Genomic DNA, 25,072 nt, shown 5'->3' with positions numbered 1-25,072 from the left:
TGGTTTGTTTTTTTATTGAAGGGTTATTTATGTGGGTAATGATGGGCAAGGCTTTGTACGAAGTCTATTGGCTGGCTTCATGATTCAGGGTCTTGGAGCATAACATCAAAAGAATGTTTGAAGTGGGGAGGCCACTGCCTATGTCAGATTTTATGAAAATCATACTCACTAGTCTCATGTACATTTTAATCTGTTGGTTATTATTTCTGTGGATTCGCAAACAGAGACGTCTCGAGCCATCCTCTCGCAGCCGCAACTGGATAGTATGGTTCATGGCGCTGTTTATCGTTGGCGCTGCACCGCTCGCTTTTGCATGGTATACCTACACTACCGATGAACGACTGGATGCCAACATCGGACTAGGACTGGCAATGCTGTTTGCCTGGGCATACTGTGCATTGCTACTGTGTGGAGTTATAGGTGTATGGGCAAGGGAATTATGGCGACGTAACAAGAAGCATTAGATCCGCCGGGACAGAAGGGCGTTGCCCAGAAGATGATCTCAAAGCACAGGAGATTATCTCTGTTCTATCTTGGTTACCAGGTGGTCATCCAGGAAACGTAGCGTATACTCATTGATCAGACGGTGCTGATGGATAATGTCCGGCGCAAGTGGCTTAAATAGTCGTGGTGAGTATAGAGGAAGATCAGTGAAAGTCAAATGCCCTGCTTGCGGAAGAGTCACTTCCTTTCCATTTTGTCCAAGTAGACGGTTGCGCACAGCACGTTCCTCTTCCAGTCCGGTCATCGTTTCTTCCAAGCCTTTGATTAGTAGCCCCCCATTTAATATGAGTAAGGGCTTCTGCGAAGGATTGTCAGGATAATCACCATAAAGATAACCATCGAGATTGACAGCAACTTTAACTATGGTTGTATTAGCCAGCATATGTGCTGCAACTGCTCCGCCGAAGGAATGGCCGACGACAGCGATTCGATCAGGATCCATTCGATTCGAGAGTAGAGAGTTCGTTTCATAGCGATCGATGTGTTGTAGATATTGGAGTACGAACTGCACATCATCTTGCATTTCCTGTATGATGGGGACTGCCACGGTATTGTGTCTGCTGAAGTGATTTGGTAGATCTGCGAACGCATGAGTAAAGGGAATGTAGTCATCTTTGTTATACGCACTTAAAAAGGCCGTCCCGGGATGTTCAAGCGCGATGACTATGTAGCCATGACTTGCTAATTCAAGTGCTTGGAACGTTCCAGTAAAACGGGTGCCAAGCTGATTGCCGTGCAAATAGACAACAGCGGGTACTGCGGTGTCTTTAGAAAAAAATGGAGCCGCATACTGTGCAGGAATCTCGACTTTTCGATAATGGAGCAGTAATTGGGACCACAGACCATATTGTTTTTTTACGGCTTGGATAAAATTATCCGATTGAGGGATGTAATATGCAGGGGTAGTCAGCTCTTTGCTTGCTGGATACCATATTCTTACGTTCAACCGCCGGATGGTTCCATCATCGAAGGTGCGTTTTAGATCACCCCAGGTGTAATCAATTACACCAACACGATGGGGACCGCTGGGTTCTGTGAATTTAAAGAGTGGAAGTAAACCTGCAATTCCCCAAGTAAGACCTGCTGCCAGCAGGGCAAATAAGCTGAGTAAGATGGAGCGAATGCGTTTGAACGGGCGGAAGGTATGTCGGGTTCCCTTTCCTCTGAATATACAAAGGACCATCACAACGATTGTGATTCCGTAGACCGGGAGCATAATCCAACGTGGATGTTCAAATGTAAAATGAAGAACGATAATTCCTAGCAATACTGCAGGGATGGTTCGTGCTGTCAGCGGACGCAAGTGATGTCTTGCCCAGATGACATAGAGAAAGCAAGCCATCGAGGTGCAGAGTAAGACGTCTTCCAATAGCCTCATACCAATGATCACATCCTTTCGTTATGGTTCACCGACTCCAGGTAGGCCAAATTTGTTTGCATAGTGAGACAAAGCCTCATTCAGCCATATGATTTCCCCCTCGTTTAATGGCATGTCTACCAATGCATCCAATCGCTCGTACGCCTCCTCTGATATGTGGTCAATGTTGGCCATAGCCTTTTCATCCAGTAAGTGGAGTGTACGCTGCACGTAGAAACTTAACATTTCTTCGGCCTCTAAAGCGTCTGGTTCTCCAGTTGATAACCGCTTGACAGCCTCAATAAAAGTGAGCAATTCTCGATCCAATTCAGCTTCCGCATCTGGGGAGTTATTAAACAACACAGCAGCTGTTTGTTTTGACAAATGTTCCTCTACCCAACTGCGCTGTTTGTCTTCCCGTAACATGTTGCGAATCAGCAGAAACATCAGGCTGTGCTCCAGTTTTCCTTCTCGCTGCATGATCGCAATTAATCTGCGGAGGATTTCTAATGATCTGTCGAGTTCAGCACGGGCATCTTGCATGGATTGGTACTGAAGTTGTAAGGTTTCAATCAGATTTATCTCAGGTTCGTGATGATGAATACATTTGCGAATACGCTCTAATGAAAAGCCAAGGGACTTCAAGCCAATAATTTTCTGCAAATGAATCAAATCAGCAGTACTATAAATCCGATGACCGTTATCTCGACGGTTTGGGTGTAGTAGCCAACCTCTTCATAATAATGTAGTGTACGGATTGGAACGCCGCTCAATTGAGCGAATTTACCGATAGAATAATGTGTGCTCTGCATCTCAAACCCTCCTTTTGTCCCCATTATATAACCTCCAGTAACTGTAGATGCAAGATGGGTTAGCATGTTTTTTTCATTTCAGAAAAAAACACAGCTCTCTCATCTCCTGCTTCAAAGCAGCGAGTGTCGAGAGCTGTGTCGTATAGTTAGAACATTAGGTGGAGCATATGTTGCTTAATCCGTAATGTTTCCTGCCATTTTCAGCCGACGTGCAATTTCCTTGAAATCCTCGTGGGAGATGCCTGGGGCGAATTCCTCTTCCACCGCCGGAGCTTCGGGAATCGGGAAACCTTGAGGAACTCCTTGAATGACCTCCAGTGGTTGTCCATCTTCGGGATGAGTGCCTTTCCAGATTTGATCAATGGCATTGAAATCCTTGTCACTGTAAGTATACAGCTTGGTGTGTACACCTTTTTCCTCATATTTATGAGCTTCACGGAAGGCTTTGTTATCCAGTGAAGGAATGGGGATCAGTTTGGTCACATTGACACCTGTTGCAATCTCAATCGCTTTGGCATAAGCCACTACGTGTACACCGCCGCGTACGAGCAGGAAACCGACGACTTCGCGGGCTGCGGGATGATCGGTCATTTCATAAACTTTCATCTTGTGCGTACGGGCTCCACATTCAAGGAAAAAATTATGCAGCAGATCTTCCACCAGATTTCCACTGTTGAAGACATTTGCACCTGTCCATGGATTACCCATTGAATCAAAAGGCATCGCACCTTGTGCGCCTGCCAGGAAATGATATGATAATCGAGCATCCTTCACGGAACCTAACGGAGTCTGATCAGGTTCTTTATATTCGGTTGATCCTCGGAGACAATGGTTAATACCATGAGACACCAGTTCCACATGTCCTAATTCTTCAGCCGTGATACTCATGACGAGGTCATAGAACGGTTTCAGTTTTTCTTTGGAGCGAAAATTAAAGGATTGATAGAGGTAATTGTTCAGGGTGGACATTTCTCCAAATTTGCCGCCAAGCAATTCCTGTATGGCTGCTGCTGCATTGGGATCAGGCTTTTCGACGTTGGGAATCTCAATCAGAATTTCATCCAGACGTTTGAACATACAGATATAACCTCCTCAAATTGGGGTGAAGACAGCTTCAAGTGAGTGTAATGTAAGCTTGGTCATGCTTGGTCAGTCACAGCCCATTACACGTATTGTGGATGTTTTAAACATTTAAACTATAAAATGGGTCTATAGGATCGTGTGCTAATTTGTCACGAATACTATCAGAACGTGAGGCATTGTTCACTGTTGGGCATTTCCTTTTTTCAATATTCTTATGTACAATCAGACAAGTTGTTCTAAGCGTTGCACTGATCTTAGGTAATGGAACCGCAGCAGAAAGGAAGAACTACATATGAGATTTAGATGGTTACATATCGTGTGTTTAATGATGATGCTAACTTGCATATATAGTCCCTACGTGGCAGCAAGCAGTATGGAGAATGATGTTCAAGTGGATGAACAAACAAGGCAATTAATTATGGAGAAGTATGGTTTAGAGCCTCCTGAGGAGTCTAGGGCACAGCATGGTTTTCTTTCCGGGGATTGGGGGATAAGCTTTAGTCATTCTTCAGAGATTGAGCCGTTGGATCGGCTGATGCAAGTTGTTCCATTTTGGCTGTGGCCCGCGGTCTGGATTTTTCAAATGTGGGTGTAGAATATCATCTAAAAGGGCACGATATCAGCAACACATTAGTCCCCAAGGAGTGAAATGCATGAGAGTGCTTATGGTTACAGTACTAACCCTTATGCTTAGTATGACGGGTGTCATGAACACCGTTTCCGCATTCAGCAACAGCATCCCTGAGTATGCGAAGTGGGGCATTATAGCGGTGAAAGAGACACAGACCAAGTACAATGCCGACATTCTGGATTACAAACATATCGGACGTTCATCGCTTAGTGCAAATCAGTCAAGAGAGCAGTTCAAGCTGTGGGTTCGGGGGAAAGACGGCAAGCAGTTTGCTGTATATGTCAATGTTGACTTTAATCCAAATACGCAGCAGTTGAAAAAAGTACAATTTTCGGAAGCAGATCGTCACTGATCCGATCCCGATAGGTTAGAAGCTTCCAATGATATTTCAAATGTGAAGAACCGGACTATCGCTCCTTATGGAGCAGGTCTGGTTTTTTGTATATCGAGAATTCCATTTTATTTCTATTGAATAAAGAACTTATGTTCGCATATAATAATGAATACAAACAAACGTTCTCATTATTGGAGGGATGATCATGCTAGGAAAATATGTTGGCCAGATGGTTGAGCTTGTGTATATGGATCGTGCAGGACAAATTACTCAGCGTCAGATCCGGATTAACCGTATACGCGGTGGGATGATTCGGGCTTCTGATGGCAAAGAAGGTGCACCGCGAACGTTTCTGGAGCAAAACATTCTGGCATGGCGTCCTGTAACCGTTCAGGATCGGAAGGGGGGGATGAAGCATGCTGAACGACTTTGAGCGTAAAGTTTTGCGTATTATCGTTAACTATGCAAGTCAGCAACGACGAATTCCACGTATGGATGAGCTGGAAAACAAAACGGGACGTAACCGAGCACACATTCGGGAATCACTGCTGGAGCTGGAACGACAAGGTTACATCGCTTGGGATACTCAATCTTCCATAGAACATATACAGATTTTGCAGGCATGGGAGCAGGAACAGAGCCCTGTACGGAGAGTCCAGCCTGCCGGCAGTGCTGTTAAATATTTTACTGATTATTAATAATTAGGGATCAGAATAGGGATAGCGACGCTAGGTTTAAGTCCATATGATAAAGTAAAAACGCCAATCCATTCGGATTGGCGCATATCATTAGGATAGGTCTAGAACGTTGGAAGCTGGTCAAGATTGTTGGTGGGGTCACCGTCAGCATCCCCGCGAATATACATTTCTCCATCCTTGCCTTTAAATACGTTGACACCAGCAATTGCTCCAGCTTGTACTTCATTTAGAGCCTGCTGGTAATCCAGAATACGGCCAGTAGAGGTTTGGAATGAAGTCAAATCACCATCGCCATTTTTTTGTACTGCTGTGAATGTCTCGCGTGTTGTCTGATCCATCTGTCACACTCTCCTTCCATGAGCATAGGGGAATAGGTTACACCCTCATAGCCTGCCCGAAACGGTGATAAGTATGCATCTTATGCAGTGCTTTATGTAGGGAGCAATGTCAGGAGAAATGTAACTTATGAACATTTAAGTGATAGAGGACTACAGGCTTTTTCTCATGCGAACGTGCAAAATATCGGCATCATAGAAAGGTTCATCGGAAATCACTTCATAGCCGAGTTTATCGTAAAATTTCTGTGCCTGACACTGGGCATCCAGCACTGAATAGGTTAAGCCCAGCTCACGAGCTCGTTCTTCCATTGCCAATAAAAGCACTCGTCCATAACCAAACGAACGGTGGGATTTTAACACAGCAATTCGCTGCATTTTAGCGGTATCTTTGCTGTAATAGATCAGACGACCTGTAGCAACAGCCTGGCCATCAGTATGAAGTAATATGTGATGCGCATCAGGACTGATGACATCATATTGATCGATTTCAAGCTCTTGAGGGACTTGCTGCTCGACCACAAAAACTTGTCGTCGAATCTCCAATGCCTGCCTCAGTTCTTCTTCTGTTGTAGCATAACTAATCTCAGCTGCCAAAATGAATTCCTTCTTTCTGCTCCATGCGCACAAGTTCAGACTGCATTATACAAAAAAATGCTTTTCCTGTATAGTTAAGTTTGGTACATATTGGAATATAACGAAGGGGGTCAATCTATGGGAATGGCAGCGATTATGGCAGTTACATTACTCATGTCGGCAGGCATGATTGCTTTGTTATACTACGTGACCAAAAAAGCGTATTCTCGCAAATGGGACGAAGAAGAATAACAGGAACGCGCCTCCATTTTTATATGTATGAATGCTATGCATCCTTATTATGGCAGAACTTCTGTGTTTCCTTGTGGTGAATACACATCATGTACAACGGATTCGGAATAGACATCTCTCCATACTGGCAGCGATTCACTTTGTTCATTTGGTTGATGCATCTGCTGGAATTGCACCGTATGTTCATCACGCTGTAATGTACAGCCGGTCATTGTGGGGAGAAGAGCTGCACATACCGTTATATAAGTAATTCCACGGAGAAGAGCGTGTTTAGGGTGGTATTGTCCGTCACTTTTTTCGTCAAATCGATCAATGTATTTCACAGCATTTTACCTCATTTCCGAATATGATCATCTTTCCATTATTCTGCTCCAATTCAGGAAAAATATAACCGAATTAGTGATTGACAATGAGCAGGTTTACTTGGTATGATACTGTTACTTCATTTCATTGAGCTGTGGTCACTATATAAGCCATAACTTTTGAAGAGAATGATATACGATCTGTTAGCTCAGCTGGGAGAGCACTATCTTGACAGGGTAGGGGTCAGTGGTTCGAGCCCACTACAGATCATACGCGGGAAGCCTTGTGTAGCAAGGCTTTTTTTCTATTTGAGGGGATAAATAATTGGTGCCGAAACATGATTTGGTGCCGAATTGGTGCCCTTGCTCACATCATACCTAATATGCAACAAGAAACAGCTGAATAATTTGGATCAGTATTTTATAAAACTGGTGCCGAGTAATGGCACCAGAAATACTTTAGTCAAATACTATCGGTCAGTCATTTTGACGCTGACCAATTTATTCTTTCGACGATTCGTTTGTTGTTCTCACGTGCCTTCAGCAGCATGACGACATGAGTGAGGCTTAAATTATGGAACCGAGGATACGAGCTTAGACCATGTGGTCTACGTTTCATAATATAAATTTTAAAAACATTGGAATCCTTAATAACCTAGATTTGGACTAGTTTCTCATCTCAACTCTAAAAAGTGCTTCTCTTTCAAATATATTTTTTCTTATTATTTGACTAAAACAAAAGGATCAACCGTTACAGTCGCTCCTATTTTGTGACCGAAATGCATAATCATTTTGAATGTATCTCCTATTCAAGATTTTAGTAGAGGCTATACTCTTCTATTAGTCCTCTGTAGTTTCTGTTTCTGTAGTAGATGATGTACTTGCTGTTTCTGTTCACAAGCTAACAGGACTGCTGTAAGGCTGAGTGCAGAGAGTAGTAAAAAAGATTTATTCAAACTAATTCCTCCAGTATGCTATATGGGAGGGATAGTTCATAAGACTTAGTGATATTTTGCCGAATGAAAAATAAGTATGTAATATTGTACAACTATGTGGTACTATATTCCTGTTTCTATAAAATCAGTGGTGAGGGGGAGAAAAATGTTTGCAATGGGATTAATAGCTGGTATCTTTGGTATCATTGCATCTATCGTGGCTTTAATGATCGGAGGAATTGATGCAGCATTTTCCGACAGTGGTACTTCAAGTGTGACAGGGTTAGCTATTTCAGCGCTGTTATTCAGTATCCTGGGGATTGTCGGATCTGCAATGAGCAACAGTAAGCCGAAGTTAGCTGGCTGGTTCATGTTGGTTAGTGGAATTGCAGGATTTATTAGTATTTCAATGTTCTACATACTTTCTGGTGTGCTCTTTATTGTAGCAGGCTTTATGGGTGTTCTTAGCAAGAAAAAAACCATAGCAAAAGAAGTTCCTGCAAACTAATAGTTGAATGGAATATACAATAGAATTACAAATTCGAAAGAATCAGTGAAAAGGTACTGTTAGCATAAACGCTGACAGTGCCTTTTATTGTCATGCAAGGCTTTCTTACATTTTATAACCTGAATGAAGAAGCTGAGGCTCAAAACCTGGATTAGGACAGATTTGGGTAAATTTATAATTTGGTTTATTATCATTTAAGGGCTCCAGATTCTCATGTACTTGGGAATTCCAAAACCTTATAGTACGCCAGTTGATAGGCTTTATTTTCATTAAGGATGTTTTCGGATAATTGCTCTAAGATGGCAAAGGCAATAAGTGATATGGGGGTTTAGTTTATTTTGAGACCAAATCTGACAAAAGATATTAGTAACGAAAATTTTAAAGAATTCTATTGGTTAAAAGAAGAATTGCAATCATTTTGCAGAGAAAATGGACTGAGTGCCTCTGGTTCAAAAATAGAGATTTCCGATAGAATCGAAATATTTCTTAGGACAGGTGAGAAGAAAAAACCTGTAAGAAAATTAAGAGCGAATAAGACGATAAAATCACAAATAGTTTTAAGTCTTGATACAGTCATCACGGAAAATCATCGTTGTAGTCAAGAAGTAAGGGCGTTTTTTAAGAGTGTTATCCCCAAATTCCACTTTTCCACCTATATTCAAAATTATTTTAAAAATAATGTTGGAACAACATATCATGATGCTGTAAATGCTTGGCTTGAAGAAGAAGAACGAAAGAAAGATCCCTCGTACAAGAAAAAAATTGCACCTCAATTTGAATACAATCAATTTATTCGTGACTTTTTCGCGGACTCGAAAAATCAAGGGAAAACTCGTTTTGAAGCGATTGAAGCGTGGAATCAAATCAAAAGACTACCTGGAAGTAATAAATACACATCTAATTATTAGTTAAGTACATCGCAACATTTTACTGTAGTGTGAAGGTGAAGAGTACGATTTTTCTTGTCCATCAACATACCACATCTCTTAATTCAGGGATTAATATGGAGCGGGCTGCTTCTCACGAGGTCAGTTCGTCTCTTTCTCAGATTGGATGTTGAAGAGCGTAAAAGAAAATCGGAACAGCTACGTGAAAAGTACAGACCATATGAATAGTAAATGGATAGTAGAAACCATATGTATAGTAAATTCCGTCAGGAGAATCCTTGTCGGATTTTTTGAAGAGTCGCCTTCATGGCGGCTCTTTCTTTAATTAGTGAAGAAAACTATTTACAAACACAAATAAATTGTGTACAATTCAATTGTGAATAATACGTATTTAAGAAATCAAAAACATACCACAACATTTAATTCGAAAAAGGAGAGATTGAATATGAAAACTCTATTTGAAACGACAGTTATTAATACAGGTGGACGTCAAGGAATTGTACAATCTCCAGATAACGTATTTATGCTTGACGTGGCGACACCTCCTGAACTTGGCGGTCAAGTAACTACAGCGACCAATCCAGAGCAATTATTTGCAGCAGGATACAGTGCATGTTTTAACTCTGCATTAGAATTTCAATTGAAGAAGCACAATGTAACGATCGAACGCAGCACTGTAGCTGCAACGGTCTCACTGGTAGCAGACCCAGCAGACGGTGGTGTTAAGCTGGATGTAGAGCTTGAAGTGAAAATCCTCGGATTGGATGAAGAGAGTGCACAGAAATTTGTTAAACTTGCTCATGATTATTGCCCTTATTCCAAAGCGATCAAAGGTAATGTTAATGTGAAGGTTGAACGGGCTTAAGTGGCATGCTTCATATATCGTTTAACAAAATAAATGAATAAATGAAAATGACCTCCGAGTAATCGGAGGTTTTGCTTATGTATAGAACGTCGTGCTGAGTTTAAGGTCGGCCGAATTTCTGATGGAGGAATAGTGACAACTCCGCACGGGGCAGATTGTTGGCTGCTCAAATCGAAAGCACACAACTGGGTGTTTCCCCATATAATTCAGTATTCAGTCAGCACTAAGGGAAATGGGGAATCCGAGATGACAAAGGCTAAGGGAAAGAAAGCTCCTGCGCTAAAGAGTGACAAAATGCGTGTATCCATGAAATTGGTCACATCTGATGTCTGTGAGCGCTGCAAGACACCTTGTTCACAAGGGATGCAATATGCTGCACGAATGAGACAAGACGGAGCTGTCGGAAAAGGGGTTCCCTGTATACTCACCCGTCATGTATCTTCGTGAAACTTCGCTTAATTACGCATATATAACAATCTAGGCATAGGGGTATCCTGACAGTAGGATAGCCTTTTTGTATGTTTACCAATGCAAGGTAAATATTTTGGATAAAAGATGAAAAATAATGAAAAACAGCGCAACTTTGTATAGGCGTTCATAGTATAAATGTACAAACAAGCTTACAGCAGAGGGGGGAGTTTGACGGAATGAAATGGAAAAGAGTACTGCTGTGTGTCATGGTATTCTCCTTGCTGGGCGGGTCTTTATTATTTGCGGACTCTGTGAACGAGAAGATTCGTGTGCTTATTAATGGCAAGGAAGCGTCGGACGGTGGTTATTTAATTGATGGGACGACGTACGTACCTGTCCGGGAAGCGGGAGGTCTTGCTTCGTGGGATAACAGCAACAAGCGAGTAACGGTAATTAAGCCGAATGTACATATTTTTCTCTTTCAAGGAGACACTGTGTTTGGGAATGTTAATGTGGGCAAATTGAAATTCAATGTATTCTCACAAGTAGACAGCCTGACAACAGATGTGGCCGCCGTGAAAGTCACAATCACCGACCCGAGCGGTCAGGTAAAAGATATTCAGGCACAGAGCCTTACGACACAAAAGGACAACTTCTGGTTTCGTACGAATGATTTCACATATGATTTTAGTCGTGCCGGCAAGTACCGAATCAGTTTTCATATTAAAGAAAATTCAAACAGCAGCTATGTTCCGATTGCTGAAAAAGTCATTACTGCGCTGAGCCAATAAGGTTGCTATTAAGGGCTTATCGTTAAATTGACCTAGCAGTGTTAACATGTTACGATATGCAAGGTTACACATTTTCTATTGATGAAGCGAGGTATTACAATGAGCGATCACAAACACGAGCATGGAGATAACTGCGGTTGCGGCCAAGACCATGATCACGATCATGAACACGAAGAAATCCTTCTCACGCTGACTGACGAAAATGGTCAAGACGTGGAGATGGTACTGGTAGAAACATTTGACGTGCAAGATCACGTTTATGCACTGCTGTTGGAGCGTAACAATCCTGAAGCTGACGGTATCATTCTCCGCATGGAAGAAGAAGACGAAGAAATGGTACTCTACAATATCGAAGACGAAGCAGAGTGGAATCGCGTTGAAGCGGCTTACAACGAGCTGGTTGCTTCGCAAGAGTAATCAATCTTTTGAAATATCGCATGAAGGCTCCTGAATTCTGAGGGGCCTTTTTTTGTTTTTTCACCCTATTTACAGGACAAAAAGGACCAGGAATGAGCCTGGTCCTTTGACTACTAAACTGTTTTGGTGCTTTTTCGTCTTAGACAATGGCATTCTAGAAAATAGCGTCAGCTTCCACGATGACTTTGACATTGGTTACGCTGCGGTCTTCTGGCCCTTTGACTGGCAGTCCAACCTCAACATGATCAATGATGTAGTCGATGTTCTCTTGTGTAATAACCTCACCTGGAAGCAGAATCGGGATGCCAGGCGGATACACGTAGATGAATTCCGAGATAATACGTCCGGCGGATTCCTTGAATGGAATGACTTCGGTATCCCCATAAAAAGCATCTCGTGGTGTCAGCATTAGCTGAGGAATATCGGGAACTTTGACAACCAATTCATGCGCAGGATTGACTTGATAATAAGTGCGGGAAAGATCCTGGAGCGCACTGATCAAGATATTTACACTTTCATCTGTATCACCTGGTGTAATGAGGCACAGAATATTGTACATGTCACTGAGTTCGACTTCAATATTATAATGCTCACGCAGCCAGTTCTCGGTCTCATAACCTGTGATGCCGAGATGGCGCACATGAATCGTAACTTTAGTCGGGTCATAATTAAAGGTTGCTTCAGTACCTAACAGTTCTTTTCCGAAGCAGTATAAGCCATCAATGTCATTAATCGTACGTCGTGCAAATTCCGCTAAATCGATGGCCTTTTGTGCGATCTCGTGCCCGTGAAGAGCCAGATTACGTCTGGATGTATCCAGCGATGCAAGCAATACATATGAGGTGGATGTCGATGTTAGCAAGCTTAGGATCGTCTGTACACGCTGTGGATTAACGAATCCGTTTTTGGTGTTCAGGTTCAGTACCGAACTCTGTGTCATGGAACCACCAAGTTTGTGTACACTCGTAGCGGCCATATCGGCTCCAGCAGCCATTGCGGACAGTGGCAGGTCCTCATGGAAATGAATAAGCACACCGTGTGCTTCATCGACCAGAACAGGCACTTGATAGCTGTGCGCTAGTTCTACGATGGATTTCAGATCAGTACATACACCGTAATAGGTTGGATTAATGACAAGTAAAGCTTTTGCATCCGGATGACGCTCAAGCGCACGACGGATGGATTGAATCGTCACACCGTGGTCGATCCCCAAATTGGCATCTTGTGCAGGAGAGACGAATACAGGTTTGGCTCCTGAGAAAATAATGGCAGACAGGACCGATTTGTGTACATTGCGAGGCACAATAATTTTGTCCCCAGGTCCGCAAACCGATAGAATCATTGTCATAATCGCACTACTTGTACCTTGCACACTAAAATAGGTATAATCAGCCCCGAAGGCATCAGCAGCCAGCATCTGTGCTTCCTGAATGACACCTGTGGGTTGATGCAGATCATCGAGTGGTGCGATGTTGATCAAATCTATGGAGAAGGCGTTATCGCCAATAAATTCACGGAATTCGATATCCGCTCCCAATCCTTTTTTATGTCCCGGAATATGAAACTGTACGGGATTGAGTGCCGCGTGATCTTTCAAAGCGGTAAACAGCGGCGTACGGTGGTGATTCATCAGTGCTGTCACAACCCTTCCTTAATAAAATGGTAAACAAAGATGAGTATAGCAAAATCAGAACCGAATGCAAACGGTATGAACAACAAAATTTTGAATTGGTGAGATTTGGTTCTCATGCCCCCGGTTACACTAAGTGTAAAGACCCTGCAGATGGAACGTTGAAAGGAGAAAAAGAATGCAAACCGACATCAAACCAGCCAAAATTCTAAGATCCCCGTTTTTTATCGCGATGTGGCTGACACTTTTCCTAGTGGAGATTATCAAAGGGGCGCTGTTGGTCGCTGTTCTCCCCGTATATATGGATAATATTCTGGGATTGTCCGCTGGCGTGATTGGCGTGGCGTTTGCTCTTCAGTATTTGGGGGACAATCTGTTCAGAGCCCCTTCAGGATGGGCAGCAGAACGCATTGGCTTTCGGGCTACAATGGTCACGGCTCTAATCTGTATGTTAATAGCAGTTATAATGATTCTTTTTCTAAAAAGCGCTTTTGGTCTGTCTATGGCTTGTCTAATCCTTGGGATTGGTACATCCCCTTTATGGCCATGTGCAATGACGGGGGTAACCGCCATGTCAGGCCCTCAGAATAAAAATGGAACAGCTATGGGCGCATTGGAGATGGCAGCTCTCGGAGGTACAGGACTAGGTCCTGTGGGCATGAACTGGATACTGGAGCGTACCGGTCATGATTACCGTATGATTTTTCTTATTTTAATAGGATGTGCGATCCTTGTCATTCTTGTGGCCATGATCCTGCCGGGTCGTGTTGTGACTCAAGTAGGACATACGGGAGAAGGGGTAAAGGATGGAAATAGAGCGGGACAGAAGTACCCAGCCAAGCCTAACGTATTCACGCCTTTTGTTCGGTTGCAAAAGAGTGTGAAGCTTACATTACATCGGGTGCGTACAACGCTCAATGTGAATCCGCTCGTATATCCGGCACTGTTCATGCAGTCTTTTGTAATCGGTTTGTTGAGCCCTGTTATTACGTTGTATACACGAACAGATCTGAATATTTCACCAAACCTGTACAGTCTGCTGCTTATAGCAGGTGGAGGTATTACCGTTATTGCACTGCTGCCTGTTGGGAAGATGGTGGACAGATTCGGTACGAAACCATTTCTGAATATCGGCTTTTTGATGGCGGCAGCAAGTCTGTTTGCCTTCTCGGCCATAACATCCATCCCTGTTGTATTTGGTATCGTCATGCTTGTCGGTGTTAGTTATGCCATGATCCTACCGGCGTGGAACACTTTTGTTGCTACATTGATTCCTAAGGGTGAGCGAGGAGCGATATGGGGATTTTTTCTCACGCTGCAAGGGTCCGGCATGGTTGTAGGCCCGATTGTGTCAGGGCTGTTGTGGGATCATATCAGTCACCCGTCTCCATTTATCGCCAGCGCCATTGTGATGGCCGGACTTGCTGTGGTTCATTTTGTGTTAGCGCGTAAGCCATTCCGTACAGCACCTGCGGCGTAGATGAAGAGTGCCAGAGTACCGCGGTCAGAGAGACGAACCATCCATATAAGCAAGAGCCATATAACTCGAAGTTAATCACATGCAATGCTTATCCATATAAGGGAAGTTCCATTTAACCGTTCACGGTTGAGGAGCTTCCTTTTTTAATATGAGAACAAACACTCGTCACTAATTCTCCCCTGTATATGCAGTATATCCGCAGCAAGCTGCAATTCCGATTCCCATTCGGTGAAAAATAGTCAAATAACCAAGTACCCTTACATAAAATGAAGTATAAAATAGGGTAAGCCGATGTAACAAAAACGCTTGAAACATGAGGCCGGAGCAAGTCCGGTACAGATGGAGGGAGTGCCGTGAATAAGAGTTATGAAGTTGAATATTGCAATCTGGAGCTGCGGTTCAACCGTCGGCATATCCAAAATCTAATCAAAGACCTAATTCGTGAGGGGTATTCACTATATTGGAGCGAGGATGAATCTTTCTTTATCTTGTCAGTCCGCACCGGACGCAAGCTGGTAAAGCTCCGTTTTCAACAGACGCGCAGCGGGAATTACAAAATGACTGGAGACTATCTAATCAAGGATGCCAAGCTTGCTGAGTGGCTGGAGAAGTTGATTGGAGATACGCGCGGTCATGCTGTGGTGAAGCGTTTCAAAGATCAGCAGATGACGGTAGAGAACATTTTGTTTGGTGAAGTGATTCGTTTGGTGGAAGTGTCCGGATTTAAACAACGGGTTATTTTTCAAAAAGAACCTGCGCCTACGGCGGAAGAGATGGAAGAGATGTTCCTCTCCCGCGAAGGCGAAGAGCGGCTTATGCTGCTGCGCATGGAAGTAGATGATGAATTGGAACGTCTGCATGATGCGATACAGATTAATAATTTAGAGAAAGCCAATGCCTGCCGTGAAGCACTGCGGCGATTGTCCGGGCATCTGTTGATGCTGGAAGGATGAGGCAAACCGTGTTCGAGTATCCTTTTTATTGAAAGGGGCTGTTCCCAAAGGTCTTGAAATGACCAGGGGCAGCCCTTTGATATGTCATGGAAGTTGTCAATGGACTGGTTAAGAGGCTCCGCATGATTTAGCGTTTTTCTAAGGACGGCATGGGTCAATGATGGAGTAGTCCGAATTCTCCATATGGATATCGAATTCCTCGATTCCCTGATTCAAAATCAGGTCGGCTTCATGTGCAGTAATCGGGATGACCCACAACAGAGGGACCGTTCCTTGACCCGTGTGGATATGTTCGAGAGATTCATTTTCTCCCCGCAATTCGTCAATTAATAGAGCAGTCGCAGTCCATTCTGCTGGTGCTAGTCCACTTGATTTCATCACGCGCGGAATGTCGGAATTCGGGGCATTTTCGATATGATGTGAAATTATATCTGCCAAATAGGTGTTGACACGCTCTACAGTTACACCGCCAAGATCCGATTGCAGTGCAAGCATCCACTCTGCGGCGACTTGTTCTCCTGAAGGCCGGGTGGCTTGAGATAAGCCTACAGTGACGAATCGAGATATACCGGACTGCATCGTTGCAGGAAAATAGTACATTTCCACATGAATGTTTCGTTCCATTTTGGAAAGTATCATTCTACGCTCAGGCATGCCCCATTCGTTCATGTAGGTTCCCAAAAGATAAGTCCTTCGGATATCTAGCGAAAATCGTTCTTCATCTGACAGTTGCTCAAAGGTCATCAGCAAGCTCCTCCAATCATAATATCGATTCATTGACTGATCCTATAATAACGTATTTTATGAAAATACGATGAACACCTCTGCCCATTACAACGATTTCTCGCTGTACGACCCGGGGGCGGGGTTCACTTTCATACATAAAACCGTTAAAATGGGTATATTGTTGAGATTTTTTTTCAATAAAATTAATTGGAGTAAAGGATGGAGGACCAGATGACAAAACAACAAATCGGCGTAATCGGCCTGGCAGTCATGGGTAAAAATTTGGCCTTTAATATTGAGAGCAGAGGATTTTCAGTATCGGTATTCAACCGTTCCCCTGAAAAAACACATGACCTATTGAAAGAAGCCGAGGGCAGAAACCTGACAGGTGCATTCTCCATTGAAGAATTCGTAGCCTCTCTGGAATCCCCGCGCAAAATCCTGATTATGGTACAAGCAGGTAAAGCTACTGACGCAACCATTGAGCAGCTGTTGCCTCACTTGGATGAAGGGGACATCATCATCGACGGCGGAAACGCATATTTCCCTGACACAGTACGTCGCAGCAAAGAGTTGGAAGACAAAGGCATTCGCTTCATCGGTACAGGTGTATCCGGCGGAGAAGAAGGCGCATTGAAAGGCCCTTCCATTATGCCAGGCGGACAGGAAAGTGCTTATAAACTGGTGGAACCGATTCTGACGGCGATTTCGGCCAAAGTCGGTGACGATCCATGTTGTACATATATCGGACCAGACGGTGCTGGACACTATGTGAAAATGGTACATAACGGCATTGAGTATGGGGACATGCAATTGATCGGTGAAGCATACCACCTGCTGAAATCGGTACTGAACGTATCGGTAGAGGAATTGCATGAAATCTTCACAGAGTGGAATCAAGGCGAACTGGACAGTTACCTGATTGAGATCACGGCGGACATCTTCTCCAAATATGATCCAGAAACAGGCAAACCGATGGTTGATGTGATTCTGGATGCTGCTGGACAAAAAGGAACAGGTAAATGGACAAGCCAAAGCGCGCTGGATCTCGGCGTACCATTGTCCATGATTACGGAATCCGTATTCTCCCGTTTCTTGTCGGCCATGAAAGACGAGCGTATCGCTGCAAGTAAAATCCTGAACGGACCTAAGACAGAAGCATTCTCGGGTGACAAAAAAGCGTTCATCGAGAGCGTGCGCAAAGCGCTGTTCGCAAGTAAAATCGTATCCTACGCTCAAGGCTTCGCACAGATGCGTGCCGCATCCGACGAATATGGCTGGGATCTGAAATACGGCAACATCGCGATGATCTTCCGCGGCGGATGCATTATCCGTTCACAGTTCCTGCAAAACATCAAGGAAGCATACGACAAAGACGCAGCGCTGAAAAACCTGCTGCTTGATCCATACTTCCAAAATATTGTAGAATCCTACCAGGATGCATGGCGTGAAGTTATTGCTGTGGCAGTTAAACAAGGTATTCCGGTACCGGGCTTCTCCAGCGCATTGTCCTACTACGACAGCTACCGTACAGAGCGTTTGCCAGCGAACCTGTTGCAGGCACAACGTGACTACTTTGGCGCGCACACGTTCAAACGTGTGGACAAAGAAGGCAGCTTCCACCACAACTGGATGGAGTAATCTTCGAATCATACGCATGAATATACGGGGCTTGGAGGACCGGATTATACCGGTAACCTCCAGGTCCCTTTTTAATATATAGGCCTTGGAATCCAGAAAACCTGAATCTCATGAGCAACGACGTCCTTGGTACGATATATTGGGCGAGAACCGGTGTGCTTGTAAACGCACCTGATAGGAAGACTGTGCAGTGATAGCCTTCCCCCATGTGCAGGGCTGTGTTATGATAGGACAAAAGTGCTCACGAAATGCTTGAATTAAAGGAGTGTACATCTTGAGCAAGTCTAAAAATATTATTCTCATCGGCATGATGGGGACAGGTAAGTCAACCGTTGCAGAGATGCTTTCACGCGAGCTTGGCTATCCATTAATCGATGTGGATGCCGCGGTTGAACAGAAGGAAGGCTGTACGATTCCTGAGCTATTTTCGGACAAGGGAGAGGCTTACTTCCGAGATGTAGAGAACCGGATGTTATGTTCGGTACTTGAGAAGGATGCACAGGTCATAGCGACTGGAGGGGGCGTTGTACTTCGTCCTGATAACTGTGAAGCCATGACAGCGAATGGATGGGTTGTTGCTCTCACAGCAGACCCTGAGGTCATTGTAGAACGTGTGAGTGGCTGTGAGAATCGTCCGCTGCTTGCAGGTAATGCGGAGGAACGGATTCGCATGATAATGGAAGAGCGAAAAGATGCCTATCGCTTTGCACACTACACGGTGGATACAACTGCGCTGTCTGCGGCCGAAGTGACTCGTTTAATTTTAGCGCATTACCGCGTCTAAGCTTGTGATCACCGAAGAGTGTGAACTAAAAAACGGGCCGAAGCGGCCCGCTTTTATAGTTAATCCTCCTGCTGCCACTCCAGCATACCGCCGACCATATTCTTACAGCCATCGTACCCTAGCTGCTGCAAGTATTCACAAGCTCGTTCACTGCGGTAACCACTGCGGCAGATGAGAATGATCTCACCAGACTTGTCAATCTCAGACAAGCGGTCTGGAATCTGTCCGAGTGGAATGTGTTTGGCACCGTCAATCATGCCTTGCGCGACTTCCTCGTCCTCGCGGACGTCTATCATCTGAAGCTTTTCCCCCGCTTGTAAACGGCGGCGTAGTTCGGATGGTTGAATTTCAGCTATTTGTGTCATATTCAGGTCCCTCTTTTCTATATGGACTTAACGCCTCTTATGATACCCAAGGGATACAAGGGATGTCAATTTGGCCTTACACTGCTTCACTAATCCACTCAATGAAGGAGCAAAATATCATGGACGTTATCGTTAAACCTACCCCTAATCTGAATGGGGAGATTGGAGCTTTGTCCTCCAAAAACTACACCACCCGTTATCTGCTGGCTGCTGCGCTGGCAGAAGGAACAAGCACGATTCATTTTCCGGCACATAGTGAGGATAGTGATGCGATGCGCAGATGTATTCGTGATCTGGGCGCTGTACTGGAGGAAGACGACACCAAAATTGTAATTCAAGGTTTTGGCAGCCGTCCTCGTGATGTACGCGAATTGAACGTAGGCAATGCGGGTGCTGTGCTTCGATTCCTTATGGGCGTTACAGCACTGTGCCCTGAAGTTACATTTGTGAACACGTACCCTGATTCTCTTGGCAAACGACCTCATGATGATCTGATCGATGCCCTGGGTCAAATGGGCGTAGAAGTTCATCATCAGCAAGGACGTCTACCAATAACTATTAAGGGCGGCAATGCCAAGGGGGGACATATCCGTGTGTCAGGCTCGGTGAGTTCCCAATATTTGAGCGCTTTGCTGTTTGTAACCCCTCTGCTTGCAGAAGATAGCACCATTGAGGTTCTTCATGATCTCAAATCAAAAGTAGTTATTGGACAGACGCTGGAGGTTCTAGCACAAGCGGGCATCATCATTCATGCCAGCGATGATTATATGTCCTTCCGTGTTCCTGGTCGGCAGGCCTATAAGCCGACAACCTACACCGTGCAAGGGGACTATCCGGGTTCGGCTGCTGTACTTGCTGCCGCAGCGGTTACACAGTCTGATGTGAAGATTCTTAGACTGATGGAGCAGAGCAAGCAAGGGGAGCGTGCTATTGTAGATGTGCTTCGTATGATGGAAGTACCGCTTACGCATGAGAATGATGTGGTTCATGTGCGTGGGAATGGCAGATTAAAGGCAATTGAATTTGACGGAGATGCGGCTACGGACGCCGTATTGGCCATGGTAGCCGCAGCGGTATTTGCGGAAGGCACGTCACGGTTTTATAATGTAGAGAACCTGCGCTACAAGGAATGTGACCGAATAACGGATTATTTGAATGAACTGCGGAAGGCAGGAGCTAATGTCGAGGAGCGTCAGGCAGAGATTATTGTACACGGACGTCCAGAAGGTGTTGAGGGCGGTGTAGAGATCAATGCTCACTATGACCATCGTGTTATTATGGCGCTAACCGTCGTAGGTTTACGTGCCAAGCAGCCTCTCCGTATTCGGGATGCACACCATGTAGCCAAGTCATATCCGCAATATTTTGACCATTTGCAGGTGCTTGGAGCCTCGGTTCAGTGGGTAAAAGAGTAAATTAACACGTTAAGCAGAAAAGGATGGTGCTTGAACATGGAATTTAACAACCCTACTCGAGAAGAAATTGGACACATCTTACGCAATGCTGGCAACATCGCTGTTGTCGGCTTATCAGACAAGTCAGATCGCACCTCGTACATGGTGGCGGAAGCGATGCAGAGCAGGGGATATCGAATTATCCCTGTTAATCCGCAAGCACAAGGAGAGATTCTGGGTGAGAAGGTATATGCAACACTCGCCGATATCCCGGAACCTGTTGACATTGTTAATGTGTTTCGGCGTGAGGAATTTTGTGCAGAAATCGCTCGTGAAGCTGCGGCCATTAAGGCGAATGTATTATGGCTTCAACTCGGTATTCATAACGATGAGGCTGTCCAGATTGCCGCAGAGAACGGCATGACGGCTGTAACCAATCGTTGTATCAAAGTAGAAGATTCTATCGTTCTGCGGGGCGCTGGCCGCAACTAAGAGGTTGTACAATTGTTATGGTAACGCCTGTCTCTATGCTATGAAACGAGTATCCCGTGTTCTTCCAAAGACGCGGGATTTTTCCTGTTTGATATTCCCTTTTTGCTTTGACAAAATGCTGCGTAAAGCTTACCATCTAGGATAGAAAGGAGAGGTCGCCATGAATTGGCTCGGATCCTTGCAACAGCTCGGCAGAGCAGTTATGTTGCCTACAATGGTCCTCCCCGCTGCAGCCATTTTGCTCAGTGTGGGCAGTTTGCCCTGGAACGCCTGGGGAATGGAAGTTGTTGGTGAAGTGTCTACCGTGGCCGGACACGGTATTTTTTATTTTTTGCCCTATTTGTTCGCAGTCGGCGTGGCGCTAGGACTCTCCAACCAGGCAGGTCAAGCGGGACTTGCAGCGCTCGCAGGTATCGTCATTTATGATCAGGTCACTCGGAACTTTGGGGATGGCACGGTGCAGCCTGCTTCGTTAATTGGAATTATACTCGGTGCATTAGCCGGTGGAATGCATAATCGGTTCAAAAGCATCAAACTGCCCGAAATTTTACAATTTTTCGGCGGTTCTAGGTTTGTTTTACTAATCGTAGGGCTCTGTTCAGCCCTGTTTTCTTGCTTTATGTTATGGATTGCGCCTCTCGCGCAACAGGGGCTAAATTTCATTGCGACATGGGAATACAGTCTTGGCGGTTTCGGATTGTTTATCTATGGCGTGTTGTACAGAGTGTTGGTTGCTTTTGGACTTCACCATTTACTCAACAATGTATTCTGGTTCCAGCTAGGAACCTATGAAACGCCGAGCGGTAACATCGTGCAAGGGGATTTGCCGCGTTTCTTTGCAGGTGATCCGTCTGCGGGATTTTTTATGGCCGGACTATTCCCGATTATGATGTTTGCTATTCCTGCGATTGCATTGGCAATTATACAGGAGGCCCGAGAAGATCTAAAACCAAAGATCAAGAAGGTTTTTCTTACCTCCGCACTTGTATGTTTTTTAACAGGAGTGTCCGAGCAGATCGAATTTGCTTTTCTTTTTGCGGCACCTTATCTATTCATTGTCCATGCAGTGATGTCTGGGGTAGCCATGTGGCTCAGTTATTGGCTCGATATACGTCATGGCTTTTCTTACTCAGCTGGCGTTATTGATTACATACTCAATTTCCATTTGTCTGAGAATGCTTGGAAGCTTATCCCGATTGGCATACTATATGGGCTGGCCTATTATTTCCTGTTCCGCTGGACGATTCGTACGTTCAAGATACCAACACCTGGGCGAGAAGAAGGGTCAATGTTGGAGGATTGGGTTGGGAATATCCCTTATCAGGCCCCTCTAATTTTGGAAGCATTGGGTGGGAAAAGTAACATTGTACAAGTTGAGGCATGTATTACACGCCTGCGTTTGACGGTACATGACGATCGCCTTATCGATACAAGCGCCATGAAGAATCTGGGATCAGCCGGGCTGATCAAGCTGGGCGGCGGTAATGTACAAGTGGTTTTCGGTACCTATTCTGAGCTAATTCGTGAAGAAATTGCGAAGCTGCTGGAACGGGATTTGCAGCAGGTGTTGTTTGCAGCACCCGTTCAGGGTAGAATGCTTCCGATTGAGGAAGTACCAGACCAGATTTTCGCAGCCAAGCTGGTTGGGGACGGTGTTGCTTTTGTACCGGAGCGTGGGGAGCTGGTGTCACCTGTTTTTGGAACGATTATGCACCTCTACCCAACGATGCACGCGCTGGGCATTTCGACACGTGAGGGAGTGGAGGTCCTGCTGCATATCGGGATTGACACCTCACAACTTAAAGGACATTTTGAGGCATTTGTTCAGGAAGGGGATACCGTAGAGCCTGGACAACTACTTATCAAATTTGATTTAGAGGTATTACGTGAACAGGCAGCATCACTCACGACTCCGATGGTTATTACGAATCCGGATCGTGTAAAATCATGGAGTTTTGCTCCATTCAAGCAAGTAAAGAAAGGTCAGGCATCCGTCATGTCCGTGGTGCTCTATGACAGGAACGTTGGAGGGGTAGAATGAAGATACAAGGCATCAATGGAGCTGCAGGCATCGCCATCGGCAAAGCATTTGTCCTGCCCAGCTGGGAATGGGATCTGCCCGATCAGAAGATGGATTCAGTAGATCTTGCCCAGGAATTCGAACGGCTGTATGAGGGGATACGCACATCGAAGGATGAGATTGAATTTATTAAAAATGAGTTTAAGGAAGTCGTAGGACCCGAAGAATCGAGTATCTTTGACGCCCATCTGGCGATTTTGGAAGATCCGGTTTTTATGAACGAAATCCGAGGTATCATTGAACGTCAGTACAAGGCGGCAGAAGTTGCGGTAAAAGAAGCAATAGATCATTTTGTCACCATGTTTGATCTTCTGGAAGATGAATATATGAAAGAGCGGGCGATCGACATCAAGGATGTCGGCAACCGTCTGCTCAAGCATCTGTTGGGTGCACCTGAGATTACGCTTCCTTCAGATACACAGCCGTATATTCTCGTTGCCAAAGAGCTATCGCCATCGCAGCTGGCACATCTTAACCCAAGCTATGTTCTGGGAATTGTTACCCTGATTGGTGGTAAGACGTCTCACTCGGCCATCATGGCACGTGCCATGGGCATTCCTCTCGTTTCCGGATTGGAAGCGAGTGCTGGCATGCCGGTAGAAACGGGAGACTTGTTGGTAGTGGACGGTGATAATGGACTGGTATTTACTGAACCCGATCGCAAAACCATTGAACGATACACAATGCTCCGTAACAAAGAGCTGAAGAAAAAAGAACAATTGCAAGTGCTCGCTACCGTTGATGCGGTGACCAAAGACGGGACAGTATTTAAGCTCGCTTCCAACATTAGTTCCGTGAAGGAACTTGATTTGGCGTTGAAGCACGGTGCGAAGGGAGTAGGGTTGTTCCGCACCGAATTTCTGTATATGGACCGTGCGACATTCCCCGGAGAACAGGAACAGTATGAGGTATACCGACTTGTTGCAGAGAAAGCGGCAGGACAGCCGGTTGTCATTCGTACACTCGACATCGGAGGGGACAAACAGCTTGATTATTTTGAATTGCCCGAAGAAGATAATCCGTTCCTTGGATATCGATCTATTCGAGTCAGTTTGGACCACAAAGACCTGTTTAAAACGCAGCTGACAGCGATTCTACGGGCGAGTGCGGCTGGCAATGTGAAGATTATGTATCCAATGATCTCATCGGTTGAAGAACTCCAGCAGGCCAATGAAGTTCTTAGGGAAGCGATGGCTGATCTCGATGAGCGGGGCCTCACCTACGATTCAAACATTCAAGTCGGTATTATGATTGAGGTTCCTGCTGCTGTCATGATTGCAGATTTGCTTGCAGAAGAAGCTGATTTCTTCAGTATCGGAACGAACGATCTGGTTCAATATGTGCTGGCTGTAGATCGCATGAACGAACAGATTGCCCATATGTACCATCCGTATCATCCAGCTGTACTTCGTATGCTGCGGACGACCGTAGACGCCGCACACTCGGCAGGAATTGATGTGAGTGTGTGCGGTGAGATGGCAGGGGACGAGCGTTCTATTCCGTTATGGTTGGAGCTGGGAATTCGTCATTTAAGCATGTCTCCGCAGTCATTACTGCGTGTGAAGCATAGGGTCTTGAATACAACGGCTACGGATGCGAGAGAGGAAGCACGCAAGTGTTTTAGCCTCAGAACGAGCAGTGATATTGAGCAGCGTTTACAAACATTTAATGATGCGACCGGGAGTCCTGATGATCAAAGCGGATCCAACGCATCCTAAAGAAAAGTGTATACTAGCAGACGTTTAATACCTTTATATTAATATATTCATTTTTGTACCATTTTTCCCAAAAGATATCAGAAAAACCGCTGTGTGTTTCTTGCACAGCGG

Annotated in this window: 26 protein-coding genes, 1 tRNA gene and 1 pseudogene; 19 read left to right on the top strand and 9 right to left on the bottom strand. The window is 44.9% G+C overall.

The genetic code is table 11. From position 1 onward, the window contains the following. Positions 1-140 precede the first annotated feature (140 nt). A complete protein-coding gene (locus PQG66_RS10255; protein ID WP_272037584.1) occupies positions 141-464 on the top strand; it encodes a hypothetical protein in 324 nt (107 codons plus the stop codon). 53 nt (positions 465-517) lie between these two features. Here PQG66_RS10255 and PQG66_RS10250 read toward each other — a convergent pair whose 3' ends face one another. The 3 genes and pseudogenes from PQG66_RS10250 to PQG66_RS10235 form a co-directional block, all read right to left on the bottom strand. After that, positions 518-1,873: an alpha/beta hydrolase family protein gene (locus PQG66_RS10250; RefSeq protein WP_272037583.1), complete on the bottom strand. Its 1,356-nt coding sequence runs from the start codon at positions 1,871-1,873 to the stop codon at positions 518-520. 30 nt (positions 1,874-1,903) lie between these two features. Beyond that, positions 1,904-2,673: pseudogene (locus PQG66_RS10245) on the bottom strand (MerR family transcriptional regulator). Between the two features lie 174 nt (positions 2,674-2,847). Next, entirely contained in the window at positions 2,848-3,750 is a 903-nt protein-coding gene (locus PQG66_RS10235; protein ID WP_272037580.1) for a manganese catalase family protein, read from the bottom strand. A 298-nt stretch (positions 3,751-4,048) separates the two neighbouring features. On the opposite strand from PQG66_RS10235, the gene PQG66_RS10230 reads away from it, so the two are divergent. The 4 genes from PQG66_RS10230 to PQG66_RS10215 all read left to right on the top strand — a co-directional run bounded on the left by PQG66_RS10230 (position 4,049) and on the right by PQG66_RS10215 (position 5,419). After that, positions 4,049-4,351: a hypothetical protein gene (locus tag PQG66_RS10230; protein WP_272037579.1), complete on the top strand. Its 303-nt coding sequence runs from the start codon at positions 4,049-4,051 to the stop codon at positions 4,349-4,351. A gap of 58 nt (positions 4,352-4,409) precedes the next feature. Further along, positions 4,410-4,739, top strand: coding sequence for a DUF3889 domain-containing protein (locus tag PQG66_RS10225; RefSeq protein ID WP_272037578.1), 330 nt, complete (start codon positions 4,410-4,412; stop codon positions 4,737-4,739). A 187-nt stretch (positions 4,740-4,926) separates the two neighbouring features. Continuing rightward, positions 4,927-5,154 (top strand): hypothetical protein, encoded by a 228-nt coding sequence (locus PQG66_RS10220; RefSeq protein WP_272037577.1) that lies wholly within the window; start codon positions 4,927-4,929, stop codon positions 5,152-5,154. After that, the gene (locus PQG66_RS10215) at positions 5,138-5,419 is read left to right on the top strand and encodes a hypothetical protein (RefSeq protein ID WP_272037576.1); all 282 of its coding nucleotides are present in this window, start codon (positions 5,138-5,140) and stop codon (positions 5,417-5,419) included. The genes PQG66_RS10220 and PQG66_RS10215 overlap by 17 nt, the downstream gene beginning before the upstream one ends. 101 nt (positions 5,420-5,520) lie before the next feature. On the opposite strand, the gene PQG66_RS10210 is transcribed toward PQG66_RS10215, so the two are convergent. The 3 genes from PQG66_RS10210 to PQG66_RS10200 all read right to left on the bottom strand — a co-directional run bounded on the left by PQG66_RS10210 (position 5,521) and on the right by PQG66_RS10200 (position 6,905). Beyond that, the gene (locus PQG66_RS10210) at positions 5,521-5,757 is read right to left on the bottom strand and encodes a DUF3892 domain-containing protein (protein ID WP_272037575.1); all 237 of its coding nucleotides are present in this window, start codon (positions 5,755-5,757) and stop codon (positions 5,521-5,523) included. Positions 5,758-5,907: 150 nt separating this feature from the next. Continuing rightward, positions 5,908-6,351, bottom strand: a complete 444-nt coding sequence (locus PQG66_RS10205; RefSeq protein ID WP_272037574.1) for a GNAT family N-acetyltransferase — start codon at positions 6,349-6,351, stop codon at positions 5,908-5,910. A 278-nt stretch (positions 6,352-6,629) separates the two neighbouring features. Continuing rightward, on the bottom strand, positions 6,630-6,905 hold the full coding sequence (locus PQG66_RS10200) for a hypothetical protein (protein ID WP_272037573.1): 276 nt from the start codon (positions 6,903-6,905) through the stop codon (positions 6,630-6,632). 177 nt (positions 6,906-7,082) lie between these two features. On the opposite strand from PQG66_RS10200, the gene PQG66_RS10195 reads away from it, so the two are divergent. The 6 genes from PQG66_RS10195 to PQG66_RS10165 all read left to right on the top strand — a co-directional run bounded on the left by PQG66_RS10195 (position 7,083) and on the right by PQG66_RS10165 (position 11,698). Continuing rightward, positions 7,083-7,155, top strand: a tRNA-Val gene (locus PQG66_RS10195). A gap of 830 nt (positions 7,156-7,985) precedes the next feature. Continuing rightward, positions 7,986-8,327: a DUF4064 domain-containing protein gene (locus PQG66_RS10190; protein ID WP_272037572.1), complete on the top strand. Its 342-nt coding sequence runs from the start codon at positions 7,986-7,988 to the stop codon at positions 8,325-8,327. 338 nt (positions 8,328-8,665) lie between these two features. After that, positions 8,666-9,235: a DUF6434 domain-containing protein gene (locus tag PQG66_RS10185; protein ID WP_272037571.1), complete on the top strand. Its 570-nt coding sequence runs from the start codon at positions 8,666-8,668 to the stop codon at positions 9,233-9,235. 424 nt (positions 9,236-9,659) lie between these two features. Continuing rightward, positions 9,660-10,079: an organic hydroperoxide resistance protein gene (locus PQG66_RS10180; RefSeq protein WP_272037570.1), complete on the top strand. Its 420-nt coding sequence runs from the start codon at positions 9,660-9,662 to the stop codon at positions 10,077-10,079. Positions 10,080-10,726: 647 nt separating this feature from the next. Continuing rightward, the gene (locus PQG66_RS10170; protein WP_272037568.1) at positions 10,727-11,281 is read left to right on the top strand and encodes a copper amine oxidase; all 555 of its coding nucleotides are present in this window, start codon (positions 10,727-10,729) and stop codon (positions 11,279-11,281) included. Between the two features lie 99 nt (positions 11,282-11,380). Continuing rightward, positions 11,381-11,698, top strand: coding sequence for a DUF1292 domain-containing protein (locus PQG66_RS10165; RefSeq protein ID WP_272037567.1), 318 nt, complete (start codon positions 11,381-11,383; stop codon positions 11,696-11,698). Positions 11,699-11,852: 154 nt separating this feature from the next. Here PQG66_RS10165 and PQG66_RS10160 read toward each other — a convergent pair whose 3' ends face one another. Further along, positions 11,853-13,328, bottom strand: coding sequence for an aminotransferase class I/II-fold pyridoxal phosphate-dependent enzyme (locus PQG66_RS10160; protein ID WP_272037566.1), 1,476 nt, complete (start codon positions 13,326-13,328; stop codon positions 11,853-11,855). A 178-nt stretch (positions 13,329-13,506) separates the two neighbouring features. Between PQG66_RS10160 and PQG66_RS10155 the strand changes: the two genes are divergently transcribed. Both PQG66_RS10155 and PQG66_RS10150 read left to right on the top strand, forming a co-directional pair. After that, complete coding sequence (locus PQG66_RS10155) at positions 13,507-14,808, top strand: MFS transporter (protein WP_272037565.1); 1,302 nt, start codon at positions 13,507-13,509, stop codon at positions 14,806-14,808. Positions 14,809-15,161: 353 nt separating this feature from the next. Next, positions 15,162-15,761 (top strand): hypothetical protein, encoded by a 600-nt coding sequence (locus PQG66_RS10150; protein WP_272037564.1) that lies wholly within the window; start codon positions 15,162-15,164, stop codon positions 15,759-15,761. 138 nt (positions 15,762-15,899) lie between these two features. Here PQG66_RS10150 and PQG66_RS10145 read toward each other — a convergent pair whose 3' ends face one another. Continuing rightward, entirely contained in the window at positions 15,900-16,505 is a 606-nt protein-coding gene (locus PQG66_RS10145) for a suppressor of fused domain protein (protein WP_272037563.1), read from the bottom strand. 213 nt (positions 16,506-16,718) lie between these two features. Here PQG66_RS10145 and gndA point away from each other — a divergent pair, with 213 nt between their 5' ends. Both gndA and PQG66_RS10135 read left to right on the top strand, forming a co-directional pair. Then, on the top strand, positions 16,719-18,128 hold the full coding sequence (gene gndA, locus PQG66_RS10140) for an NADP-dependent phosphogluconate dehydrogenase (protein ID WP_272037562.1): 1,410 nt from the start codon (positions 16,719-16,721) through the stop codon (positions 18,126-18,128). Between the two features lie 274 nt (positions 18,129-18,402). Then, positions 18,403-18,912, top strand: coding sequence for a shikimate kinase (locus PQG66_RS10135; RefSeq protein WP_272037561.1), 510 nt, complete (start codon positions 18,403-18,405; stop codon positions 18,910-18,912). Between the two features lie 59 nt (positions 18,913-18,971). On the opposite strand, the gene PQG66_RS10130 is transcribed toward PQG66_RS10135, so the two are convergent. Further along, positions 18,972-19,277, bottom strand: a complete 306-nt coding sequence (locus PQG66_RS10130; protein ID WP_272037560.1) for a rhodanese-like domain-containing protein — start codon at positions 19,275-19,277, stop codon at positions 18,972-18,974. Between the two features lie 119 nt (positions 19,278-19,396). Here PQG66_RS10130 and aroA point away from each other — a divergent pair, with 119 nt between their 5' ends. The 4 genes from aroA (at position 19,397) to ptsP (ending at position 24,961) form a co-directional block, all read left to right on the top strand. Further along, positions 19,397-20,692: a 3-phosphoshikimate 1-carboxyvinyltransferase gene (gene aroA, locus PQG66_RS10125; protein ID WP_272037559.1), complete on the top strand. Its 1,296-nt coding sequence runs from the start codon at positions 19,397-19,399 to the stop codon at positions 20,690-20,692. A 36-nt stretch (positions 20,693-20,728) separates the two neighbouring features. Continuing rightward, positions 20,729-21,163, top strand: a complete 435-nt coding sequence (locus tag PQG66_RS10120) for a CoA-binding protein (protein ID WP_272037558.1) — start codon at positions 20,729-20,731, stop codon at positions 21,161-21,163. A 160-nt stretch (positions 21,164-21,323) separates the two neighbouring features. Then, positions 21,324-23,204, top strand: a complete 1,881-nt coding sequence (locus PQG66_RS10115; protein WP_272037557.1) for a glucose PTS transporter subunit IIA — start codon at positions 21,324-21,326, stop codon at positions 23,202-23,204. Further along, entirely contained in the window at positions 23,201-24,961 is a 1,761-nt protein-coding gene (ptsP, locus tag PQG66_RS10110; protein ID WP_272037556.1) for a phosphoenolpyruvate--protein phosphotransferase, read from the top strand. Before PQG66_RS10115 ends, ptsP begins: the two co-directional genes overlap by 4 nt. Positions 24,962-25,072 lie beyond the last annotated feature (111 nt).

This window comes from Paenibacillus sp. JJ-100 (assembly GCF_948329825.1).
Lineage (GTDB): Bacteria > Bacillota > Bacilli > Paenibacillales > Paenibacillaceae > Paenibacillus.
This window is presented reverse-complemented; position numbering and strand designations above follow the sequence as displayed.